25 protein-coding genes and 1 tRNA gene are annotated in these 18,474 nt (G+C 54.3%); 14 read left to right on the top strand and 12 right to left on the bottom strand.

From position 1 onward, the window contains the following. From GHN86_RS19810 to GHN86_RS19765, 10 genes are all read left to right on the top strand, one after another. A partial coding sequence (locus tag GHN86_RS19810) for an electron transfer flavoprotein subunit alpha/FixB family protein (RefSeq protein WP_228389632.1) occupies nucleotides 1-531 on the top strand: 531 nt, incomplete at its 5' end. Nucleotides 532-668: 137 nt separating this feature from the next. Then, nucleotides 669-1,496 (top strand): substrate-binding periplasmic protein, encoded by an 828-nt coding sequence (locus GHN86_RS19805; RefSeq protein ID WP_153377012.1) that lies wholly within the window; start codon nucleotides 669-671, stop codon nucleotides 1,494-1,496. After that, nucleotides 1,496-1,852, top strand: a complete 357-nt coding sequence (locus GHN86_RS19800) for a DUF4398 domain-containing protein (RefSeq protein ID WP_323369098.1) — start codon at nucleotides 1,496-1,498, stop codon at nucleotides 1,850-1,852. Before GHN86_RS19805 ends, GHN86_RS19800 begins: the two co-directional genes overlap by 1 nt. After that, nucleotides 1,849-2,664, top strand: coding sequence for an OmpA family protein (locus GHN86_RS19795; RefSeq protein WP_153377013.1), 816 nt, complete (start codon nucleotides 1,849-1,851; stop codon nucleotides 2,662-2,664). Before GHN86_RS19800 ends, GHN86_RS19795 begins: the two co-directional genes overlap by 4 nt. Nucleotides 2,665-2,838: 174 nt before the next feature. Further along, on the top strand, nucleotides 2,839-4,278 hold the full coding sequence (locus GHN86_RS19790) for a PLP-dependent aminotransferase family protein (RefSeq protein ID WP_153377014.1): 1,440 nt from the start codon (nucleotides 2,839-2,841) through the stop codon (nucleotides 4,276-4,278). Nucleotides 4,279-4,380: 102 nt separating this feature from the next. Continuing rightward, a complete protein-coding gene (locus GHN86_RS19785; RefSeq protein WP_153377375.1) occupies nucleotides 4,381-4,854 on the top strand; it encodes a translation initiation factor 2 in 474 nt (157 codons plus the stop codon). Nucleotides 4,855-5,005: 151 nt separating this feature from the next. After that, the gene (locus tag GHN86_RS19780) at nucleotides 5,006-5,260 is read left to right on the top strand and encodes a YkgJ family cysteine cluster protein (protein WP_153377015.1); all 255 of its coding nucleotides are present in this window, start codon (nucleotides 5,006-5,008) and stop codon (nucleotides 5,258-5,260) included. A gap of 46 nt (nucleotides 5,261-5,306) precedes the next feature. Next, on the top strand, nucleotides 5,307-5,912 hold the full coding sequence (locus tag GHN86_RS19775) for an START domain-containing protein (protein WP_153387173.1): 606 nt from the start codon (nucleotides 5,307-5,309) through the stop codon (nucleotides 5,910-5,912). Between the two features lie 265 nt (nucleotides 5,913-6,177). Then, complete coding sequence (locus tag GHN86_RS19770) at nucleotides 6,178-6,519, top strand: ribonuclease E inhibitor RraB (RefSeq protein ID WP_153377017.1); 342 nt, start codon at nucleotides 6,178-6,180, stop codon at nucleotides 6,517-6,519. Between the two features lie 602 nt (nucleotides 6,520-7,121). Beyond that, nucleotides 7,122-7,841 carry an amidotransferase gene (locus GHN86_RS19765; protein WP_153377018.1) on the top strand — a complete coding sequence of 240 codons (720 nt, stop codon included), beginning with the start codon at nucleotides 7,122-7,124 and terminating at the stop codon, nucleotides 7,839-7,841. Nucleotides 7,842-7,907: 66 nt separating this feature from the next. Here GHN86_RS19765 and GHN86_RS19760 read toward each other — a convergent pair whose 3' ends face one another. From GHN86_RS19760 to GHN86_RS19750, 3 genes are all read right to left on the bottom strand, one after another. Next, complete coding sequence (locus GHN86_RS19760) at nucleotides 7,908-8,879, bottom strand: magnesium and cobalt transport protein CorA (protein WP_153377019.1); 972 nt, start codon at nucleotides 8,877-8,879, stop codon at nucleotides 7,908-7,910. A gap of 80 nt (nucleotides 8,880-8,959) precedes the next feature. Then, on the bottom strand, nucleotides 8,960-9,742 hold the full coding sequence (locus GHN86_RS19755; RefSeq protein WP_153387171.1) for a lysophospholipid acyltransferase family protein: 783 nt from the start codon (nucleotides 9,740-9,742) through the stop codon (nucleotides 8,960-8,962). A gap of 210 nt (nucleotides 9,743-9,952) precedes the next feature. Further along, nucleotides 9,953-10,642, bottom strand: coding sequence for a crotonase/enoyl-CoA hydratase family protein (locus GHN86_RS19750; protein ID WP_153377021.1), 690 nt, complete (start codon nucleotides 10,640-10,642; stop codon nucleotides 9,953-9,955). Nucleotides 10,643-10,948: 306 nt separating this feature from the next. Between GHN86_RS19750 and GHN86_RS19745 the strand changes: the two genes are divergently transcribed. Continuing rightward, nucleotides 10,949-11,038, top strand: a tRNA-Ser gene (locus tag GHN86_RS19745). 256 nt (nucleotides 11,039-11,294) lie between these two features. Here the strand turns inward: GHN86_RS19745 and GHN86_RS19740 are convergent. The 3 genes from GHN86_RS19740 to GHN86_RS19730 all read right to left on the bottom strand — a co-directional run bounded on the left by GHN86_RS19740 (nucleotide 11,295) and on the right by GHN86_RS19730 (nucleotide 12,431). After that, a complete protein-coding gene (locus GHN86_RS19740) occupies nucleotides 11,295-11,585 on the bottom strand; it encodes a type II toxin-antitoxin system RelE/ParE family toxin (protein WP_323369099.1) in 291 nt (96 codons plus the stop codon). Next, nucleotides 11,548-11,811, bottom strand: a complete 264-nt coding sequence (locus GHN86_RS19735) for a CopG family ribbon-helix-helix protein (RefSeq protein ID WP_153377022.1) — start codon at nucleotides 11,809-11,811, stop codon at nucleotides 11,548-11,550. The genes GHN86_RS19740 and GHN86_RS19735 overlap by 38 nt, the downstream gene beginning before the upstream one ends. A gap of 137 nt (nucleotides 11,812-11,948) precedes the next feature. Further along, nucleotides 11,949-12,431 carry a cupin domain-containing protein gene (locus tag GHN86_RS19730; protein ID WP_153377023.1) on the bottom strand — a complete coding sequence of 161 codons (483 nt, stop codon included), beginning with the start codon at nucleotides 12,429-12,431 and terminating at the stop codon, nucleotides 11,949-11,951. A 166-nt stretch (nucleotides 12,432-12,597) separates the two neighbouring features. Between GHN86_RS19730 and GHN86_RS19725 the strand changes: the two genes are divergently transcribed. Further along, nucleotides 12,598-13,116: a DUF4142 domain-containing protein gene (locus GHN86_RS19725; protein WP_153377024.1), complete on the top strand. Its 519-nt coding sequence runs from the start codon at nucleotides 12,598-12,600 to the stop codon at nucleotides 13,114-13,116. Nucleotides 13,117-13,169: 53 nt separating this feature from the next. On the opposite strand, the gene GHN86_RS19720 is transcribed toward GHN86_RS19725, so the two are convergent. The 5 genes from GHN86_RS19720 to GHN86_RS19700 all read right to left on the bottom strand — a co-directional run bounded on the left by GHN86_RS19720 (nucleotide 13,170) and on the right by GHN86_RS19700 (nucleotide 16,235). After that, nucleotides 13,170-13,577, bottom strand: coding sequence for a low affinity iron permease family protein (locus tag GHN86_RS19720; RefSeq protein WP_153377025.1), 408 nt, complete (start codon nucleotides 13,575-13,577; stop codon nucleotides 13,170-13,172). 133 nt (nucleotides 13,578-13,710) lie between these two features. After that, nucleotides 13,711-14,043: a hypothetical protein gene (locus GHN86_RS19715; RefSeq protein WP_153387169.1), complete on the bottom strand. Its 333-nt coding sequence runs from the start codon at nucleotides 14,041-14,043 to the stop codon at nucleotides 13,711-13,713. A gap of 122 nt (nucleotides 14,044-14,165) precedes the next feature. Then, nucleotides 14,166-14,462: a DUF6388 family protein gene (locus GHN86_RS19710; protein ID WP_146383877.1), complete on the bottom strand. Its 297-nt coding sequence runs from the start codon at nucleotides 14,460-14,462 to the stop codon at nucleotides 14,166-14,168. 104 nt (nucleotides 14,463-14,566) lie between these two features. Then, on the bottom strand, nucleotides 14,567-15,769 hold the full coding sequence (locus tag GHN86_RS19705; protein WP_153377027.1) for an MFS transporter: 1,203 nt from the start codon (nucleotides 15,767-15,769) through the stop codon (nucleotides 14,567-14,569). Between the two features lie 145 nt (nucleotides 15,770-15,914). Continuing rightward, entirely contained in the window at nucleotides 15,915-16,235 is a 321-nt protein-coding gene (locus tag GHN86_RS19700; protein WP_122783998.1) for a DUF883 family protein, read from the bottom strand. A gap of 189 nt (nucleotides 16,236-16,424) precedes the next feature. On the opposite strand from GHN86_RS19700, the gene GHN86_RS19695 reads away from it, so the two are divergent. After that, nucleotides 16,425-16,676 carry a hypothetical protein gene (locus tag GHN86_RS19695; RefSeq protein ID WP_122783999.1) on the top strand — a complete coding sequence of 84 codons (252 nt, stop codon included), beginning with the start codon at nucleotides 16,425-16,427 and terminating at the stop codon, nucleotides 16,674-16,676. Between the two features lie 27 nt (nucleotides 16,677-16,703). On the opposite strand, the gene GHN86_RS19690 is transcribed toward GHN86_RS19695, so the two are convergent. Continuing rightward, complete coding sequence (locus GHN86_RS19690; RefSeq protein ID WP_153377028.1) at nucleotides 16,704-17,186, bottom strand: GreA/GreB family elongation factor; 483 nt, start codon at nucleotides 17,184-17,186, stop codon at nucleotides 16,704-16,706. 127 nt (nucleotides 17,187-17,313) lie between these two features. On the opposite strand from GHN86_RS19690, the gene earP reads away from it, so the two are divergent. Then, nucleotides 17,314-18,447 (top strand): elongation factor P maturation arginine rhamnosyltransferase EarP, encoded by a 1,134-nt coding sequence (gene earP / locus GHN86_RS19685; protein WP_153377029.1) that lies wholly within the window; start codon nucleotides 17,314-17,316, stop codon nucleotides 18,445-18,447. Nucleotides 18,448-18,474: the final 27 nt, after the last annotated feature.

Genomic DNA, 18,474 nt, shown 5'->3' with positions numbered 1-18,474 from the left:
GCGACCGTGCAGTCCACTGCACCGGTCAAAGTGATCACCGTGCGTGCTACCGGTTTCGACCCGGTTGCAGCAGAAGGCGGCTCGGCCGCAGTTGAAGCGGTGAGCGCTGTTCACGATGCAGGGACTTCGTCGTTTGTTGGCGAAGAACTGGCCAAGTCGGACCGCCCTGAACTGACCGCCGCCAAAATCGTCGTTTCCGGCGGTCGTGGCATGCAGAACGGTGACAACTTCAAACATCTGTACGCACTGGCTGACAAGCTGGGCGCTGCGGTTGGCGCTTCGCGTGCGGCTGTGGATGCAGGCTTTGTACCCAACGACATGCAGGTCGGTCAGACCGGCAAAATCGTTGCACCACAGCTGTACATCGCGGTCGGTATCTCCGGCGCGATTCAGCATTTGGCCGGTATGAAAGACTCCAAAGTGATCGTTGCGATCAACAAGGACGAAGAAGCACCGATCTTCCAAGTGGCCGATTACGGTCTGGTAGCGGACTTGTTCGAAGCAGTACCTGAGCTGGAGAAGCTGGTCTAATCCAGTTGCTTCACTTATAAAGAGCCCGGTCGTTTGGGCCGTGGGAAAAGCGCAACACTCTGTGTGTGCGTATTTCCTGCGGCGTGAGCCACCGGGCTTTTTTACGCCTATGAATTGAGTGTGCGGAGTGCAGGGCTATGGATGTGCGTCAGATAAGCAGGCTGCTGTTGGGTTTGGTATTTATGCCACTCCTGTCCCACGCTGCGGGCAAGTGCGAACGCTTGGTTGTCACGGGCAGCCCGGATGCACCGCCTTATTTGTGGCGAGATCCCGCTGATCCTGCGCACTTGATCGGTGCCAGCGCCGATCTCTTGCAACAGGTCGCTCAGGAGCTGGGCATCAAGGTTGACATTCTCTACGGCGGCAAGCGTTCACAGGCGCTAGCCGAGGTTCAAACCGGACGAATGGACGTGCTGCTGGATGCTCCATTGACAGTGGCAGGGCTTTCGACACTGGACTATATCCATCCGCCGCTGGTGCGAAATGATTATCTGGTCTGGACCCGTAAGGACTCGTCTTTAACCTATGAAACTCCAGCCGATTTGCACGGGCATTTGGGGGCGCTGTCTGAAAAAGCGCGCATGACGGAAGCCTTCGACGATTTTGCCCAGCACCAACTCACCCTGGAGCGCCAGCCAGGTTTGCCACAGGCGGTTCAGAAATTGCTGCTTGGCCAAGTCGAATATGTACTGGCGGGCCGTTATGCGGGTATCGCCACCTTGCAAGCCCTTGGTTTATCGGAAGATCTTGTGGCGCACCCGCAACCGATTGATCAGCCGGGCCTGTTTTTGGCGATCTCCCATGACTCCGCCTGCAACGAGCCGTGGCTACGCGGACAGCTCGCCAAAAAGATGACAGAATTGCCCGCCTCCGGCGTGACCGAGGCGGCTTTGCAACGCAATCTGGAGCGCTGGAAGTCGCAGTTACAGCAACCGCTGGCGTCCCAAAACAGTAGGAATCCTTAGTGACAATTCGACCTCTTTTCGCTGCCTTGGCTGTTGTGGCTCTGGCGGGTTGCGCCGCTGATCCAGCGCCGAATGAACAATTGCGTTTGACCGAACAGGCCCTTGAGCAAGCCCGGGCGGTAGGCGCCAGTGCTGACACGGTGGCTGAACTCAAGCAAGCCGAAGACAAGTTGGCTCAGGCTCAGGCCGATATGGCTGAAGCCTCTTACAAAGACGCTCGTACGCAGGCTGAACAGTCCGAGCTGGATGCACGCTTGGCAGAAGCTCGCGTACTGACCGAAAAAAGCCAGGAACAATTGAACGTGCTCAATACCCGAATTACCCGCTTGCGCAAGCAACTGGCGGAGGTGCAATGAACCTGGTGTCTGGAGGTTTAAGCGGTGCCTTGGTAGTGGCTTGCATCGGCCTGGCAGGTTGTGCCTCGCACCCCGACAGTGAGCAGGCGTTGCAGCAAGCCAGCAGCGAATTTCAAGCGGTCAAGGAAGACAGCAATGTGCTGCGCATTGCTCCCAAGGATGTGATTCGCGCCGGGGAATCCCTTGCCCGCGCTGACCGGCTTTCTTCTTTTTGGGGCAGTGGCAACGATGTGGCGCATTACGCGTATCTGAGCCAGCGTTACAGTGATATTGCCCGAGAGCACACTCAGCAAGTGCTCAATCAGGAGCGGGCGGCCAAGCTTGAACTTGAGCGTCAGCGCCTGCAACTGGCCTTGCGAGAAGCCAAATTGCTGAGTGTTCAGCAACAGGGGCAATGGCTCGAAGAGCAAATCATCAGTCTGGCTACGACGCAGACGGATCGTGGGTTGGTGATGACCTTGGGCGATGTGTTATTCGATACCGGCGCAGCGGAACTCAAGAACTCGGCAAACCGTACGGTGCTCAAGCTGGTGCAGTTCCTGCAATTGAACCCCAAGCGCGTGGTGCGCATTGAAGGTTATACCGACAGTACGGGCGGCAAGGACGACAATATTAAGCTGTCACTTGCGCGTGCACAGGCAGTGGCCGACATGCTGGTTGATCTGGGGATCGACGAAAAGCGCATCCAGGTCGAGGGTTATGGTGACGAATACCCAGTGGATGTAAACGCCACAGAGCGTGGACGAGCGCAGAATCGCAGGGTCGAAATCGTATTTTCTGACGATAAAGGTCAACTAGGCGCCGCGCGTTAATTGCGGTTCGCAAGCGTCTAGGCTTAGCGCAATGGGTACAGGCTCTGTACCCATACAGTTACGCCTCATCATGGGCTGTACGGCTTAGATGAGTGACAACTGTGCCCGTACACTTCTAAACTGTTCCGGTATTGTTCGACACAAAAACAAAGCCTGAACAGTGAGTGCTACGCCATGACCAATCTGTTGCTCTATCAACGTATTGCTCAGCAATTGGCTGAGGATATCCGGCGTGGCGTTTATCAGCCGGGTGAGCGCGTGCCTTCAGTGCGCAAAATGAGCTCTCAGCTCAATGTCAGCCACGCAACCGTGTTGCAGGCTTACGCCAACCTTGAAGATCAAGGTCTGATTCGCGCACGACCGCAGTCGGGGTACTACGTACATCAGACTCCGGCATTAACGGCGCCCACCCCGGACATCGCTCGTGTAGAGCGTCCCGGCCTGGTTACCCGCAGTAGCATCATTCAACAAGTGCTGGTCGAGTCCCGTCGCGAGGGCGTGTTTCCGCTAGGCGCTGCTGTGCCGAGTGTCGACTATTTGCCCGTGCGGGCGTTACACCAACAACTGGCCAAGGTCACGCGCTTTCACAGCCCGCGAGCGTTCAGTTACATGTTCAGCCCTGGCTTTGAACCGCTGCGCCGGCAGGTTGCGATCCGTATGCGTGACGCAGGGGTTGTGGTCGATCCTTCGGAAGTCATCATCACTCACGGTTGTGTCGACGCCTTACAAATGTCATTGCGGGTACTGACGCGTCCGGGGGACTTGATAGCAGCCGAATCACCGACCTATTACGGGTTACTGCAACTCGCGGATCTATTGGGGCTGAAAGTCATCGAAATCCCCAGTGATCCTGCCACGGGCATGAGCCTTGAAGCTCTGCAACTGGCCGCTAACCAGTGGTCGATCAAAGCCTTGGTGTTGACCACGCGCCTCAGCAATCCGCTGGGAGGCACCATGCCGGAAGAACGGCAAAAGCAGCTGCTGCGTTTGGCGTCGGATTTCGACATCCAGATAGTTGAGGATGATATTTACGGCGAACTGATGTTTGAGGTGGGGCGCACCAAAGCGTTGAAAGCTTATGACCGTCTGGATCGTGTGATTTACTGCTCAAGTTTCTCGAAAACATTGTCGCCGGGTGTACGAATCGGCTGGATGATAGCCGGTAAATTTCAGCAGGAAATCCAGCGTCTGCAAACTTTTACCACGCACTCGGCCTGTAGCGTGACGCAGATGGGTGTGGCGGCCTACCTTGAAAATGGCGGTTACGACCGCCATTTGCGTTACATCCGACAGGAGTACCGCAAAAATCTGAGTGCATTCCAGTTGGCCGTTCAACAGCACTTCCCTCAAGGCACGCAAATGTCGCGTCCCAGTGGGGGCTTTATTTTGTGGGTAAGCTTGCCTGGGCGAGTTAATACCCAGGAATTGCATGTACGGGCTTTACAGCAGGGGATCAGCATTGCGCCGGGGCTGATTTTCAGCAACACCGAGCAGTTTAATCACTGTATTCGACTAAACTGCGGCATCCCCTGGAATCGCGAAGCCGAGCGGGCGTTAATGACTCTGGGAATGTTGGCCAGTCAGCTGTGCCAAGAGACAGCAAGTCTTTACTGATTGAGCTGTGCGTCCCCGCATATACCGGGTGCTGAAATTCGGCTTGTCAGGCTATGACTAAAAGGCCAGCATTTGCACCTTAACCGTAGAAGCTGTGGAGTTATGAAAGCGAGATATTGTCTGGGATTCATACTGGCGGGCATATTGACTGCGTTGAATGCTGCTGCGGCTACCGCTGCTCAGCCGCAGGCTGAAGCTTCCAGTGTCAGGCCGCATGCCACTCAGCCCGCGGCAAAATCTGCGGTCAGCGCGAAACAGGCAGCGGCCCAAAAAAAATCGTCTGCGGCGTCCAAGTCCAGAGCGGCACGCAAGAGCGCGAAAAAGCCTTTGCCCACTGCCAAACTGGATTTAAGCTTGCCGCCCGATATGGTCCGCCAACTCAGGCCTTTGGGTACTGTTCCAATGCCTGCACATAAACCGTTGCTACCGAACATGTTTGGCGACAAGACGGCTCAAGACAGTCCGTTTCAATTGAACGGGCGCCTCATCAGCAACGAGATGGGCCTGCAACTTCGTAACGAAGCACGACAGAATGAAATTGAAGGTGCGGCGTTGGAGTTTGAATTCAAGCAGTAAGGCTGTGAAATGCGGCGGTTATCCCCGCGTGTCTGACTGAAAACTGACTGTTCAGTCACCTCGTTTTCTGCTGAACGGTCAATTTCAAACGCCTGTTCCAGCGAGTACTATCCCTTGTCATCAACCCACTTTGCCCCTCAATGAGACGCTTATGAATTGCCGTGAAGGCTGTGGCGCTTGCTGCATCGCCCCCTCCATCAGTACACCCTTGCCGGGCATGCCCAACGGTAAGCCGGCCGGTGAGCGTTGCGTGCACCTCTCAGTCGACGCGCTGTGTGGATTGTTTGGTCAGCCTGAGCGCCCCGCGGTATGCAGTGATTTCAAAGCCAATATCGACGTGTGCGGCAACGACCGGGAAGAAGCTATCAATCTGATCGGTTGGTGGGAGCGAATGACTGCGGCTTAGTGTGTTTAGGCTCAAAGAACAAACCTCAACAATAAGGAATAAAACAATGGGTTCGTTGCATCAAGTTGCACTGGCATGTGGTTTTAGTGTTCTGTTGGCGGGTGTAGCCCACGCAGAAGACTGGAAAGTAGCAAAGGATGAAGACGGGATTAAAGTCTCCTTGATTGAAGTTCCAGGATCGCAGTACAAGGCTTATCAAGGTGTCACACTTATCAACGCGCCGGTCGCTAAAATCAGTGCCTTGCAAGAAGACGTTGCAGGTGCTTGTGCCTGGATATACGAGTGTAAAACGCAAAAACTGCTCAAGCACGAAGGCGATAAAAGCTGGACCTATACCCAATTCAATACGCCCTGGCCAGTGACACCGCGAGATTCAGTTCTATTGGTTACCACCAATAAAGCATCTGATGGCACCTTGACTCGTACACTCGAAGGACTGCCAACGTATCTTCCTGAAGAGAAGGGTTTTGTCCGTGTTGCCCAGGTCAAAGGCTTTTGGAAGCTGGTGCCTAAAGGTGCCAATCAAACTGAAGTCACTTATCAGGTGCACACCGAGCCAGGTGGTAGCGTGCCTTCGTGGTTGGCCAACAAATTTGTAGTGGATGCGCCCTTCAATACCTTGAAGGCACTTAAAGAGCGCGCGCAGAAGTAATACATTTTACCGGAGCGACTGCCCGGTTCTGAACAGCGCATCTGTGCAGGGTTCGGGCGACGCCGGTAAGTTTTTCTTTAATCGTAAGTTTTTTTGTATGGCGCTGACTTGGCAGTTCATGCCACAGAGGACTACTCTGCTTCCAGGTCGCAGGTGTATTCGACCGATTCTGATCTTGTTCGCTACATGCTTATTACTCCCGACTCGGCAAACCCTTGCCCTCTCGGGAGCGCTAAATGTCTATCCATTGCGAGGAGGACGTTTCATGAGCACAGCCCATCAAGAAGACCTCAGCAGCTACGTGCTGCGCCGCATGAAAGAAGGCGGTTTTGATTTTGCACGCATTCATCCCATTGAGTTTTACGCCATCTTCCCGGACGAGGAGCGGGCACGCAGGGCTGCAGGGAAATTTTGTGGAGAATGTCTTAATGCCCAGGTCAATGTGCGCGATGACGGCGCCTGGCACCTTGAGTTGAGTAAGGTGATGTACGCAACCTACGGCGGTATTGGCGAGTTTGAGCAGGACTTCGAAGCGGTCGTTGTTCCGCTGGGAGGCGTTATTGAAGGGTGGGGGGTCAAGCAGGAGGTTCGTAGCCTGCTTAACTAAATCCGAGAGTGGTGATCAACGGCTGGCCTTGGGTCGGCCGTTGTCGTCTAGAAGTCACAGTGCGAGAGTCTGTTCTGAGCTGACGAGGGCGGGTCATCCGATAACCTTGGTCAGATTAGGCAAAATCAGCAGCAATGTGGTGGCGAAGAGAATAAGTCCAGCCTGGCGTACTTTCGTATGTTTAAACATGGCGACCTGCCTTTTGTTGTTATTCCTGAACGGCGACGCTCCATGACAAGGGCGCGCCCCCTGAAAAGCGCCTGACCCGTCAACAAAGTTAACCTTAGAGCCCCATAACACATGACTTAGAACCGTTTCACATCATCTAAGTGCAGTAGGTTTCTAAAACGCTATTACCAGCGTTACCCTTGCCCTGTCAGGCCATTGCTAGACGCGGTGGGCAATTGGCTATCACCCATGCTTAGGCACCTACCGTTCGTCAGGGAATGTTTTTCAGGCGTCATTTGATTGTCGAAAGTGCTCTAGTGGGTGTAAGTGATTGGCCTTTGAGGGGGCGTTCAGTGCTTGCCATGAAATGTCGTACAAGGCAGGCTGGACACGTTGTCCTCTTCAAAATCGCCGTTATCGTGCCAGGAACTTTTATGTCGCTACGCATTTGCATTCTGGAAACCGACATCCTGCGTCCAGAGTTTATTGATCAATACCAAGGCTATGGGCAGATGTTCAAACATCTGTTCTCCCAGCAGCCCATTGCGGCCAGCTTCGAAGTATTTAACGTAATGCAGGGTGACTACCCTGCGGATGATGAAGTGTTTGACGCTTACCTGGTGACAGGCAGCAAGGCGGACTCTTTCGGTACGGATCCGTGGATACAGGTACTCAAAGCCTATTTGCTCATTCGTTATGAGCAGGGCGATAAACTGCTGGGCGTGTGCTTCGGTCATCAACTGCTGGCGCTTCTACTGGGCGGCAAGAGCGAGCGCGCCAGCCAGGGTTGGGGTGTAGGAACTCATCAGTACACGCTGGCGGCCAAGGCGCCGTGGATGAGCCCAGTCGTTGAGGACCTGACGCTGTTGATCAGTCACCAGGATCAGGTCACGGCATTGCCAGAGAATGCTACGGTCATTGCATCCAGCGACTTCTGTCCATTTGCCGCCTATCACATCAATGACCAAGTGCTGTGTTTTCAAGGGCATCCCGAGTTTATTCATGACTACTCACGAGCCTTGCTCGATCTGCGTCATGAGCATCTGGGCGATCAGATCTATTCCAGCGGCGTTTCCAGCCTGGAGCGAGAGCATCACGGTCGTACCGTTGCTGAATGGATGATGCGTTTTGTCTCCCAGCCACACAAGGTTTGACGTTAATTACTGACATACAGAAACGGGGCCATACGGCCCCGTTTGCTGTTTCACAGAAGGTGCGTGTTATAGCCAGCCAGAGCGTTTGAAACTGGCCCATAACCCCGTGACGCCCAGCGTTATAAACCCGAGTACACCGAAATAACCGTAATGCCAGGTTAGCTCTGGCATGTTCTGGAAGTTCATCCCATATATGCCGGCAACCGCCGTTGGAAAAGCCAGAATAGCTGCCCATGCGGCGAATTTACGCTGCACGATGCTTTGTCGTGAGGATTCCAGCAACACCACGATTTCAATGGTTTGCGTGGCGATATCGCGCAGGGTGGTGAGGTCTTCCATCTGGCGCGTGACGTGAATTTGCACATCACGAAAATACGGACGCATGTTTTTGTCGATAAAGGGAAAGGTCAGGCGCTGTAATTCCTCGCTGATCTCGACCATGGGTGCGACATAGCGACGTAAACGCAGAACATCACGACGCAGGCTGTGCAAGTGCACGATGTCCGCTTCATTGAGGGTGTTGCCGAGAATATTGCGTTCCAGCTGCTCGATTTCGGCGTGGATGGCTTCACTGACTGGTTGATAGCTCTCGGTCACAAAGTCGAGCAAGGCATACAGTACAAAATCCTCGCCATGCTCCAGGAGCAACGGGCGTGCCTCGCAGCGCTGACGTACCGCTCGGTAAGAGGCTGAGTGACCATTGCGGCAGGTGATGATGTAGCCATTGCCAGCGAAGATATGAGTTTCGATGAACTCTAGAATGCCATCCGTTCGAATCGGCGAATAGATGACGATGAACAGGGCATCACCGAAGGTTTCGAGCTTGGGGCGACTGTGTTGTTCCAGTGCATCTTCGATGGCCAGTTCATGCAAATGGAATTGGCGCTGCAAGTCTGCTAATTGTTGCGCGTCAGGCTGTTCCAGGCCCATCCAGACAAAGTGGCCGGGCTTTTGAGCCCATGTGCTGCTTTCGTCCGGTGTAATGTCTGTGATTTTCTTGCCCGCGTTATAAACCGCAGCTGCAATAACTTTCCCCATAGTTCTAATCGCTTCTTCTTCAAAGGGTTAAGGCACGCAGCAGCTTAGCGCGCAATGCCTCCCTTTGAGTCAACAAACATTCAGAGGTTCGGGTTTGACGCTGTGGCTTTGGGTTTAGGCGGCGCAGACAGGCGACGGTTATGCAGAGTGAGGAGCTCTCGATCCATCGCCTCGATGCAGTCACGCATTTGCTCGCGACACTGTTCCATCAGGGCAGGCATGTCATCCAGCGTCAGGCCAGCGGTTGGAATGGCAGGCAAGGAGCGAATCTGAATATCGGCACTGCGCCAGCGGTTAAGTTTCAAATGCTGTGAGTACGTGCTCACACATACCGGCACGATAGGCACGCCAGCAGTGATCGCCATTTGGAACGCGCCTTTTTTGAAGGGCAGCAAGGTTTTGCCTAAATTGCGCGTGCCCTCCGGGAAGACCCAGATCGAGGTGTCTTTTTCCTGGAGCGTGCGGGTCGTCATTTGCATGGATTTGCGCGCTTTGTGGGCATTGCCTCGATCAATCAGCACATTGCCGGCCAGCCAGAACAGCTGCCCAAAGAGAGGCACCCATTTAAGGCTTTTTTTGCTGATGCACACCGTGCGGTGGGGTACTACATTGCCAAACACAAACAAATCATAGTTGGATTGATGGTTTGCGATGATTACGCAGCTCTGCGGTTTGTCCATCAACGGACCGACTTCTGTCTTGAGGGTGTAGCCCAAAATCCACTTCGCAGGCCAGGCATAAATCCGGGCACAGAGTCTGCTGTTGTCCGGATTGAAAGGTCGGCACATGCCGAGCAGCACGCCCAAAATACCCGCTGCCACGAAATGCAAGCTCAGTAACAACATACGTAACGAAAGTAGCATTTACAGAATCGCCGAAATCAAAGGTGGCGCAGTGTACGGATGTGCTCCGTATTCGGCAATTACCCCGATACACGAAGGAGATTACTGATGTTTAAGCATTTGTTTCAACGAGGGCTCTGAAGTACGGGCTAGAGGTGTTTACCGTGCGTAAACAGCCTGAGAGTCAATCCCGATTGCCTGTAGCATTCGGGATTGACCGTTCGGGAAAGATTAAAGTGCGTGATGTTGATCCAGCTCGATAGCCTTATCCAGCGTATCCAGCAGTTCTTTGCGCACTTTGAGCTTGGTGTTCTTGTGGGCCCTCATGTTGATTTTCTTCAATTGGCCCGCTACTTCCCGTGCTGTCTCCAGCAATGCTTCAGGCTTGACGACCTGATCGAGAAAACCTGCGTCGACAGCACTCACCGGGTTGAACATTTCCCCGTTGATAACAGAGCGGTGGAACGCCGATTTACGCAGGCGATCGCGGGCCAGCTCAATGCCAGCGTGGTGCATGGTCATACCGATTTGCACCTCGTTCAGACCAATGCTGAACGGGCCTTCAACGCCGATCCGGTAGTCGACTGAAAGCAATAGAAATGCTCCTTTGGCCACGGCATGGCCCGGGCAGGCAATTACCACAGGGAAGGGGTGCGACAGAAGACGTCGCGTCAGAGAGGAGCCCTGACGAACCAACTCAATCGCCTGTTCCGGACTTGCGGTCATCACCTTCAAATCATAGCCGCCCGACAGTATCCCTGGCTGACCGGTAATAATGACCACCGCGCGATCTTTCTCGGCTTGATCCAGTGCCGCATTGAAAGCAGATATCACCTCAGGAGAAATGGCGTTCACCTTGCCATTGCTCAAGGTCAGGGTGGCGATGCCTTCATCCAGATGATAGGAAACCAAGTCACTCATGGCGCAATTCCTTGTAGTTAAGTGAGGCAGACGTTACCCAGCGCAGTGCCGCAGGTAAAGCGCTGTGACTGACTGGTGAGTCAGGCCGTTTGCAAGCGCCTTCTATATAGAAGGCGGCGCGTCTACAGTTGGGGTTGGGATGGGTATTGGGCCAGACTGGAGTTTGGCTGATTAGCCCTCTTGATTGGCCCTTCAAAATAGCTATTTCTGTAACCGCATGAAAAATCTGAAAAAAACATTTGTCATATCGAAAGCTTTCGACTACATTAGCGCGCCTCGACAGACAGAACTTGTTTGACGAGATACGGTGAAGTGTCCGAGTGGCTTAAGGAGCACGCCTGGAAAGTGTGTATACAAGAAATTGTATCGAGAGTTCGAATCTCTCCTTCACCGCCACATTCTACAAACACAAACCCCTGATTTTCCTAGAGAAAGTCGGGGGTTTGTGGTTTCTGGCGTCTGGAAAAGGGCGATGTGGGACAGATCTGGGGCTGATAGTTGGGTTCGAGCATGCGGGCGAGGGCGGGAAGGTATCCTTGGCACCAATGGTGGTGACATGTTTCTAGTAGTGCAGCTTTATAGGCTTGTACGGTAGCGCAGCTACAGGCGTGCTAAGTGCAAGGCTCTGATCTTGCATTGCAGGCACGGGCAATTACCAGTTTTCTTGTCGCTCCGTGCTCTGGTGAAGAATACGCAGAACTTGCACCTCGTTATGCATCAGTCTGTACGGCGCTATAAAAGGGAATTTGGCCAGAATCAGCTCCCGCACATCGGGCGTTTGTGAAGGGCGCCCAAGGCCGGTGAAGGTTCCCAGTTGCTCCAGCGCTTCAATGATCTGGAGCAGTGCGGCATTCGCTGCGGCAGAGCCTAAGCGTGATTCGTAATACTCGTGAATCGAGTCGAGATCACTGCTCGCTTTGTCCGTCAGCGCGATGTTTGGCACGGTTCACCCATTTGTCTTTGATGGTTTTAAAGTCTGTCAGGTTGCCTGCGTCAGCATCAGCGATGCCTTCGGCAATGGCTTTGATGTGCCAGGACTCAGCCTCGATGTAGCGAGCCAAGGCACGCTTGAGGTGGTATTGGCGGTCGCGATCCGTAGCTTCGGACAGCTGATCAAGCTGTTCCACCAGCGTCTCTTCGACACGGAATGACAGCACTGGAGAAACCATGATGTTGTCCTCGTCAGGTGTATACAAAGTTTTGATGGTTTTGACTGTATACGCTAATTTTTGAGTGGAATAGTCCTTTGTCGACTGACCTGACGAGCGAGCATAAGGGGGGAGGTTGACCAACAGCCTATCTCTTATTACTCATAAGGCCTGCCATCTTTATGCGTGAAGTGCCACTTGCCGTCAGTACCCTCTACGGTTTGTAGGTCGTCAAACGGGTAGGTCACGCAGTCTCCCGCACTGCGGTCGCCCACCTCAAGGATGATGCACTCCTGGTCAGATCGATTCTCCAAGTGGTGTGCAAGGCCTTGGGATGGAAATCCCGCAATCATTCCGGGTGCGAGTTGTAAGGTCGTCTCCCCGCGAATCAAGGTGGGATAACCTTCCAGGACATAGATAAATTCATCTTGCCGCGAATGTGTGTGGTGAAGTGCTGAGAGGCTTCCCGGTGAGAGATGGATCAGGTTCACGCCAAAGTTTTGGAGATTGAAGAGGTCGCCCAGCGGCCTTTTTTTGCGCCCCTGCGTGAGGGCGGCAAAGGGCTCAGGGTAGTTGCTGGGACGGAGCCTTTCTGGAGCGTCTAATGCGCTGATTGGGCTTGGCTCTGACATTGCGGTCATCTTAAGTTCCTGAGCGAGTTTTCATGGGTTGTGCTCTCAGGTTGGCGCTTTCTGGCACGCATCACCGTTCCGCTCGTCAGAAAAGTGCGACCTCATCTAAACCTTTGCCCCTCCCGGCCTTCAGATTCTGTGCAAGGAATAAACCTGCCTTTTTCTGGAGGATGTTATGAATACCCTGAAGGGTCTTAATCGCTTTGTCGGCGGCTGTGCTTTAGCGTGTTGCGCGTTGGTAGCCAGTCCAGCGATGGCAAATAGCCCGGCCGAGTTTGTTGAAAAGGCCTCCGCAACCGGTGTTGCCGAAATTGAAATCAGCCGAATGGCAATTGGTAAAACCTCGTCCACCGATATCGAAAGTTATGCAGTCGAAATCATCAAGGATCAGACAGACGCCAACCGTGACTTGAAGAAAATTGCCAGTGAACAAGATCTGCCCGTTCCGACGCACGAAGAAGTACTTAACAAAGCCAAGCCCTTGATGCTTGAGGTGCAGGAGGACGATTCATTTGATGCGGCCTATGCCGCCAGTCAGGTGAAGGCGCGTGAAGATGCAATCCAACTGTTCAAGCAGCAAGTGGATAAGCCCGCGTCGCCCGCACTGAAAGCCTTTGCAGAGAAGTATTTGCCTAAATTTGAAATGCACTTGGTGATGGCCAAAAAGCTCGTTGATGCCCATCACAAGTCCTGATGCTCTGCGCTCGGCTACCCATGGCTACAGCTGGCAGTGGCGAAAGCAGGGCATCACTGCGTTTTGGTGAGGGTGGCTTTGACGGAAGTTTCAGTGACGTTCAATTGCATTTCCTGATCCTCGCCCATCCGTTGGTACTGTTTGCGGATTGCTGTGAGTTCTTTCGCCGTGAGCCTATCCAGGCCCAGTACGGCGTTCTGTGCTTGCTGGGTGGCGCGCAGCAGCTCGTCAATCTTGATGTGCAGCACATCGTTGTCCCGGTTTTGGGTGTTCTGGATCAAGAAAACCATCAAAAACGTGATGATGGTGGTGGAAGTATTGATGATCAATTGCCAGGTATCGTTGTAGTGAAACCACGGGCCAGAGGCTGCCCATAGCACGATCATGAAAAGGGCGAACTGGAAGGTTCGGGGGCTCCCGGCCATTTTGGACAGGTTTTGGGAGATTTTTTCGAAACGCATGACAGCAATCCATAAAGGGGTAGGTCAGTTATGACCTCAGCCTTCATCTGAAATTCTGTTTACGCTGGGTCTTGTTGAATGAAATTGAACGATGGGAACAGGCTGCATCGTCTGAGACGCAGCCTGGCTTGGCTTAAGGTTTCATCGTGCCTGAAGGTGCGGGGATCGCACTGGCAGGGCTGTCATCGTCGTCACCCATAGGGCCATTACCGTCTGTATTCATACCGCCTTGACGGCCAGGGTCATTGCCCTGCATATGCGGGTCCACAGAAGGATGTGTAGGTACATCCGAATCGTTGTGGATCTTGGCGTCGGGGGTAATGGTTGGTTTTATATCTTGGCCCGCAGGTGGCTCCTGAGGGTTGGTGGGTACAGTCGGGCCTGGCGGCGAGGCGGCGAAGGCGTTTGTAGAGAGCGCACAGAGCAGTGCGGCCAACGGGAGCAGTTTGAGCGGCGAGGTCATCATGGTTGCGTCTCCAGACATTGGGGAGTCGTACCTGATATTGGTGTGCTGGCGTAGTGATTTAGTGCAGTGCAGGTGACGAACGGCGATTTGCTGGCCGCGTGTCGCCTGCAAGCGTGACGGCATCAAACCGTGATGTCATTGAATCCGCAATATTCTTCCCAGCTCATGTCCAGTGCTTCAGCGACTTCCTGATGGACTTCGAGGCGCATGGCCTTGAGTTCTTCGGGACTGCGAGCGATCAGCTCCAGCGCCAGCTCCCAAGGGTCAAGCCCGCGGTTTTGAGCTTCATCTTCGAATGCCCAGAGAATTTGTTGCTGACGGTCTTCAGCGCTCAGGTCTTTCATTTCTTCAAGCAGCTCAGGGTGCGACTTGATGAAGGTGTCCAGGGCCAGCTCGTTACGGGATTCTTTAGGGATCATGCGGCGTCTCGAAACAATAAGGCGACCCGCTTGGGCGAGCCGTCTTCAGGTGGGTTACGCATCCTAGCGAGTTACCCGGGGGATGAAAAGTGTTGCAGCAGTGCTTACCCGACAGGTTGTAATTTGCTTTCGCGTTGCAGGCTAAATCCCCATACCGCCAGTGCCAGTGTTGCCACTACCGCCCCTACGATGACGATGCCGTCCCAGCCAAATGCCGGATAGGTCTGCGCGCCCACCAGTGAGCCTAAAGCGCCACCAATGAAATAGCAGGTGATATAACCGGCGTTCAGGCGATTTCGTGCGGCTGGACGAACCTTGAATACAGCGTTCTGGTTGCTGACGTGTACCAGTTGTACGGCAAAATCGAGGGCCAGCACGCCAATCAGCAAGGCGGCCAGTGAATGCCCGGCATACGCCATTGGCAACCAGCTTGCGAGTAAAACCAGCAGGCCGATGGTTGTGGCCAGTTGGCCTTTGCCGCGATCGGCCATACGCCCGGCCCAGTTTGCAGCCACTGCGCCGACGGCGCCCGCGAGGCCAAACAAACCAATGACCGCGTCGGAAAAGTTGTAGGGCGGCACGGCCAGTAGAAAGGCCAACGGTGTCCAAAACAAGGCGAACAGTGAAAAGGTCAGCAAGCCCAGCAGTGCGCGCAGACGTAGCACAGGTTCTTCGACAAACAACCTGAACACCGAGCCGATGAGTTTTGGGTAGCTCAGTCCGGCGCTGTGGTGATGGTTGGGCAGTGCGCAGAACAGGGCAATGGCACTGATCAGCATCAGCGCTGCGGCGAGCAGGTAAATAGCTCGCCAGTCACCGGCTGATGACAGGGCGCCCGCGACTGTGCGAGCCAGCAAAATGCCCAATAGCAGACCGCTCATCAGCGTGCCCACCACACGGCCGCGACTCTGCGGGTCTGCCAGGCTGGCCGCCATGGGCACAAGCACCTGCGCCGAGACTGAAAACAACCCCGTCATCGCTGTACCCACCAATAGCCAGGTCAGTGAGGGTGCGAACGCGCTCATCAACAGGCCCATGGCACTGAGTACGGTCATGGTGACGATGAGCCTTCGTTGCTCAAACAAATCCCCCAGCGGAACCAGCAGCAATAAACCAACGCCGTAACTGAGTTGCGCGGTAATCACCACGGTGCCGGCGCTGCTCATGCTCAGGCCCAGCTCTTGGGCGATGGTGTGCAGCAAAGGCTGGGCGTAATAGTTGCTGGCGACAGCCAAGCCCGTGGCGGTGGCCATCAGTAGAATCAGGGCCATGCTTAGAGGTTTGGTTGCAGGGGTGGAGGCGGACATTGACTGTCTCATTGGCAGGGTGGGGCGATGAATTATCCGGGTTGTTGGCTTTGAATGTAATTAAATATGTCTAGGTTCCTGGTTTTTTAACCAGAAAAGCCCCTCTCCATGACAGAGAGAGGCTTTCAGTGTGCCGCTACGATGACTAGTTGCGGCGGCCCAACAACAGGCCTACCACCAAGCCGAAACCGGCTGAGATGGCCACGGTTTGCCAAGGGTGGCCGCCGATATAGTTTTCGGTCGCATCGACCACAGGCTTGGTGCGTTCACGCACATTGCTCACCGAGTCCAGCGCCTGTTTCAGTTTCAGGCCAACTTGTGCACGCAGGGTTTCGCCTTCTTCGCCCACCAACGATGCGCTGTCACTGAGCAGCTTTTCGGATTCGGCAATCAAATCTTGCAGTTCGCTGAACGCTTGATCCTTGATTTGATCTTCAGCAGCTTGTACGGCGTTTTTACGAGCCATTGCGGTACTCCTAGCAGGTCAAAGGGTGATGAGTTATGGAGTCAACCCGAGACTAAAAAGTTGCATCGATTTGCGGGTTGTTTTTTGAGGGCGGATTGAGCCTGAGGTAACAGCGTAGTTAAAAACCAGACTGAGACACTTCTTTCGAGGGTGTAAGATGTCGCCTTATTTACACCGCAGGAAATTCACATGAGCTTCAACCTCGCCAACAAGCCCCTCGCTGAGCGTGCGGCGCTTGAAGATGAAAAATCCCGTTTGTATGACCTCTGGCAGAGCAATCTGGGCAAAGCCAAAGGGGATGCGGCACGCCTGTTTGGTGAGCGCGCCAAGCGCAAGGGTAACTGGTCGCAATGGGTGCGCGCCGAGCTGGATGCGATGTCGCCCCCGGAGTACGCGAATATGGTGCGCAGCGAAGTCAATCGTTTGATGGCTGCCAAGTAACGTCAAGGGATAGTCGCCAGACCTGCGTCAGAGGGTGTCGCAAACAGTAAAGGTTTGCACTGCACCGCCTACGCTGATCTGCACGTCGTCGTCAGGTTGCTTGCGCACCAGTGCGGCGCCCAAGGGTGAGCGCGGGGTGATGACGGTGATCGTCTGCGCTTCATGCATCAGCTTGAGCCCGGCGGCATCAGGGGTGAGATACACCCACTGTTCGTTGCCGTTGGCGGCCTCCAGCTTGATTAAATCCCCGACCTGAATGCCGTGTGCTGCATCGAATGCGGCGCATGTCATGGATTGGCAGTTTTTAAGCGCCTGACGTATTTCTTCGACCCGGCGCGCTTGGCCTGTCGCCAGATACGAGGCTTCAAGCCCAAGGGTGTCGTACTTGTTCTCGGCAATATTTTCTTTGTCGGTCGCGGCTTCGTACGCCGTTTGCGCTGCGCGTTGGAGCACATCGAGGTCAACTTCGAGTTTTTTCAACAGCAACAGGTGCACAGCGTTTTTATTCATGGTTTTCAATCAAGCAAGACGACAGGCGGCGATTGTCGCACGACTGCCTGACAGATTATTCCGCCTTAAGCCTTCTGTGTGCGTTGAAAGATACGGACAATCAGCCCTTTGAATGTGGGAGCCCGGAATGAAAGCCTCCTGGGATATTTTTTGCAGTGTGGTCGATAACTACGGCGACATTGGCGTGACTTGGCGTCTGGCCCGGCAATTGGTTGCCGAGCATCAGCAGTGCGTACGACTGTGGGTGGATGACTTAAGGGCGTTTGTACCCCTTTGCCCAGAAGCTGACGCTGGCGTCGCGCAACAATGGCAGCAGGGGGTTCAGGTATGTCAGTGGCCCGAGCAATGGCCTGAGGTGGAGGTCGCGGATGTGGTGGTTGAGGCTTTCGCCTGCAAGCTGCCAGAAGCTTATTTACATGCCATGAAAGCCCGCCCAGCGCCCCCTTTGTGGATCAACCTGGAGTATTTGAGCGCTGAAGACTGGGTCAGTGGTTGTCATGGCTTGCCATCACTGCGGCCTGATGGCTTGAAGCGTATGTTCTTTTTTCCAGGGTTTGGAGAGGGCACTGGCGGGCTGCTGCGTGAAGCGGATCTACTGGCTCGGCGACGTGCTTTTGATCAAAGTCCCCAAGCGAAACAGGCATTTCTGCAGGGGTTGGGTGTGTATGCGGCTGAGAATGCCTGCCTCATTTCCCTGTTCGCTTATGAAAATTCCGGCTTGGCCAGTTGGCTGGATGCGATGGCCGCAGGCAACAAGCCCACTCATCTGCTGGTGCCGCAAGGCCGGATTATGGGCGATTTGTTGCGCTGGCTCGGGATGGAGGCGCTGGCGCCGGGGGCGGTCGAGCAGCGGGGTTCATTGGTCGTTCAGGCGTTACCGTTTGTCCGTCAACAGGATTACGACACGTTGTTATGGTGCTGTGATTTCAATGCAGTGCGCGGCGAGGACTCGTTTGTGCGGGCGCAATGGGCGGGGCGGCCGTTTCTTTGGCACATCTATGAGCAGGAAGAAAATGCGCACTGGGACAAACTCAATGCATTTCTCGCGTTGTATGTGAAAGACCTTACGCCCGCCGCGGCTCATGCGTTCACAAGCCTGTGGCATGCCTGGAATGCCGGTTCAGATATGGCCTCAGGCTGGAATCTGCTGCTTGAGCACTGGCCAGAGCTTACTGCGCATGCTGAACGCTGGTGTCTGGAACAGTCATTGCAGGCTGATCTTGCGCAAGCGCTAGTACTGTTTTATAGAAATTGGATATGATACGCGGCCTAGATTTTTGTAAATCTC

This window comes from Pseudomonas helleri (assembly GCF_009600315.1).
Taxonomy (GTDB): Bacteria; Pseudomonadota; Gammaproteobacteria; order Pseudomonadales; family Pseudomonadaceae; genus Aquipseudomonas; species Aquipseudomonas helleri_A.
This window is presented reverse-complemented; position numbering and strand designations above follow the sequence as displayed.

Coding starts and splice junctions, on each gene's coding strand:
- GHN86_RS19790 (WP_153377014.1), top strand. CDS start 2,839: ATGACCAATCTGTTGCTCTATCAACGTATTGCTCAGCAATTGGCTGAG.
- GHN86_RS19770 (WP_153377017.1), top strand. CDS start 6,178: ATGAGCACAGCCCATCAAGAAGACCTCAGCAGCTACGTGCTGCGCCGC.
- earP (WP_153377029.1), top strand. CDS start 17,314: ATGAAAGCCTCCTGGGATATTTTTTGCAGTGTGGTCGATAACTACGGC.
- GHN86_RS19775 (WP_153387173.1), top strand. CDS start 5,307: ATGGGTTCGTTGCATCAAGTTGCACTGGCATGTGGTTTTAGTGTTCTG.
- GHN86_RS19760 (WP_153377019.1), bottom strand. CDS start 8,879: ATGGGGAAAGTTATTGCAGCTGCGGTTTATAACGCGGGCAAGAAAATC.
- GHN86_RS19705 (WP_153377027.1), bottom strand. CDS start 15,769: ATGTCCGCCTCCACCCCTGCAACCAAACCTCTAAGCATGGCCCTGATT.
- GHN86_RS19750 (WP_153377021.1), bottom strand. CDS start 10,642: ATGAGTGACTTGGTTTCCTATCATCTGGATGAAGGCATCGCCACCCTG.
- GHN86_RS19720 (WP_153377025.1), bottom strand. CDS start 13,577: ATGCGTTTCGAAAAAATCTCCCAAAACCTGTCCAAAATGGCCGGGAGC.
- GHN86_RS19785 (WP_153377375.1), top strand. CDS start 4,381: ATGAAAGCGAGATATTGTCTGGGATTCATACTGGCGGGCATATTGACT.
- GHN86_RS19700 (WP_122783998.1), bottom strand. CDS start 16,235: ATGGCTCGTAAAAACGCCGTACAAGCTGCTGAAGATCAAATCAAGGAT.
- GHN86_RS19715 (WP_153387169.1), bottom strand. CDS start 14,043: ATGATGACCTCGCCGCTCAAACTGCTCCCGTTGGCCGCACTGCTCTGT.
- GHN86_RS19765 (WP_153377018.1), top strand. CDS start 7,122: ATGTCGCTACGCATTTGCATTCTGGAAACCGACATCCTGCGTCCAGAG.
- GHN86_RS19695 (WP_122783999.1), top strand. CDS start 16,425: ATGAGCTTCAACCTCGCCAACAAGCCCCTCGCTGAGCGTGCGGCGCTT.
- GHN86_RS19710 (WP_146383877.1), bottom strand. CDS start 14,462: ATGATCCCTAAAGAATCCCGTAACGAGCTGGCCCTGGACACCTTCATC.
- GHN86_RS19725 (WP_153377024.1), top strand. CDS start 12,598: ATGAATACCCTGAAGGGTCTTAATCGCTTTGTCGGCGGCTGTGCTTTA.
- GHN86_RS19755 (WP_153387171.1), bottom strand. CDS start 9,742: ATGCTACTTTCGTTACGTATGTTGTTACTGAGCTTGCATTTCGTGGCA.
- GHN86_RS19690 (WP_153377028.1), bottom strand. CDS start 17,186: ATGAATAAAAACGCTGTGCACCTGTTGCTGTTGAAAAAACTCGAAGTT.
- GHN86_RS19730 (WP_153377023.1), bottom strand. CDS start 12,431: ATGACCGCAATGTCAGAGCCAAGCCCAATCAGCGCATTAGACGCTCCA.
- GHN86_RS19805 (WP_153377012.1), top strand. CDS start 669: ATGGATGTGCGTCAGATAAGCAGGCTGCTGTTGGGTTTGGTATTTATG.
- GHN86_RS19735 (WP_153377022.1), bottom strand. CDS start 11,811: ATGGTTTCTCCAGTGCTGTCATTCCGTGTCGAAGAGACGCTGGTGGAA.
- GHN86_RS19795 (WP_153377013.1), top strand. CDS start 1,849: ATGAACCTGGTGTCTGGAGGTTTAAGCGGTGCCTTGGTAGTGGCTTGC.
- GHN86_RS19780 (WP_153377015.1), top strand. CDS start 5,006: ATGAATTGCCGTGAAGGCTGTGGCGCTTGCTGCATCGCCCCCTCCATC.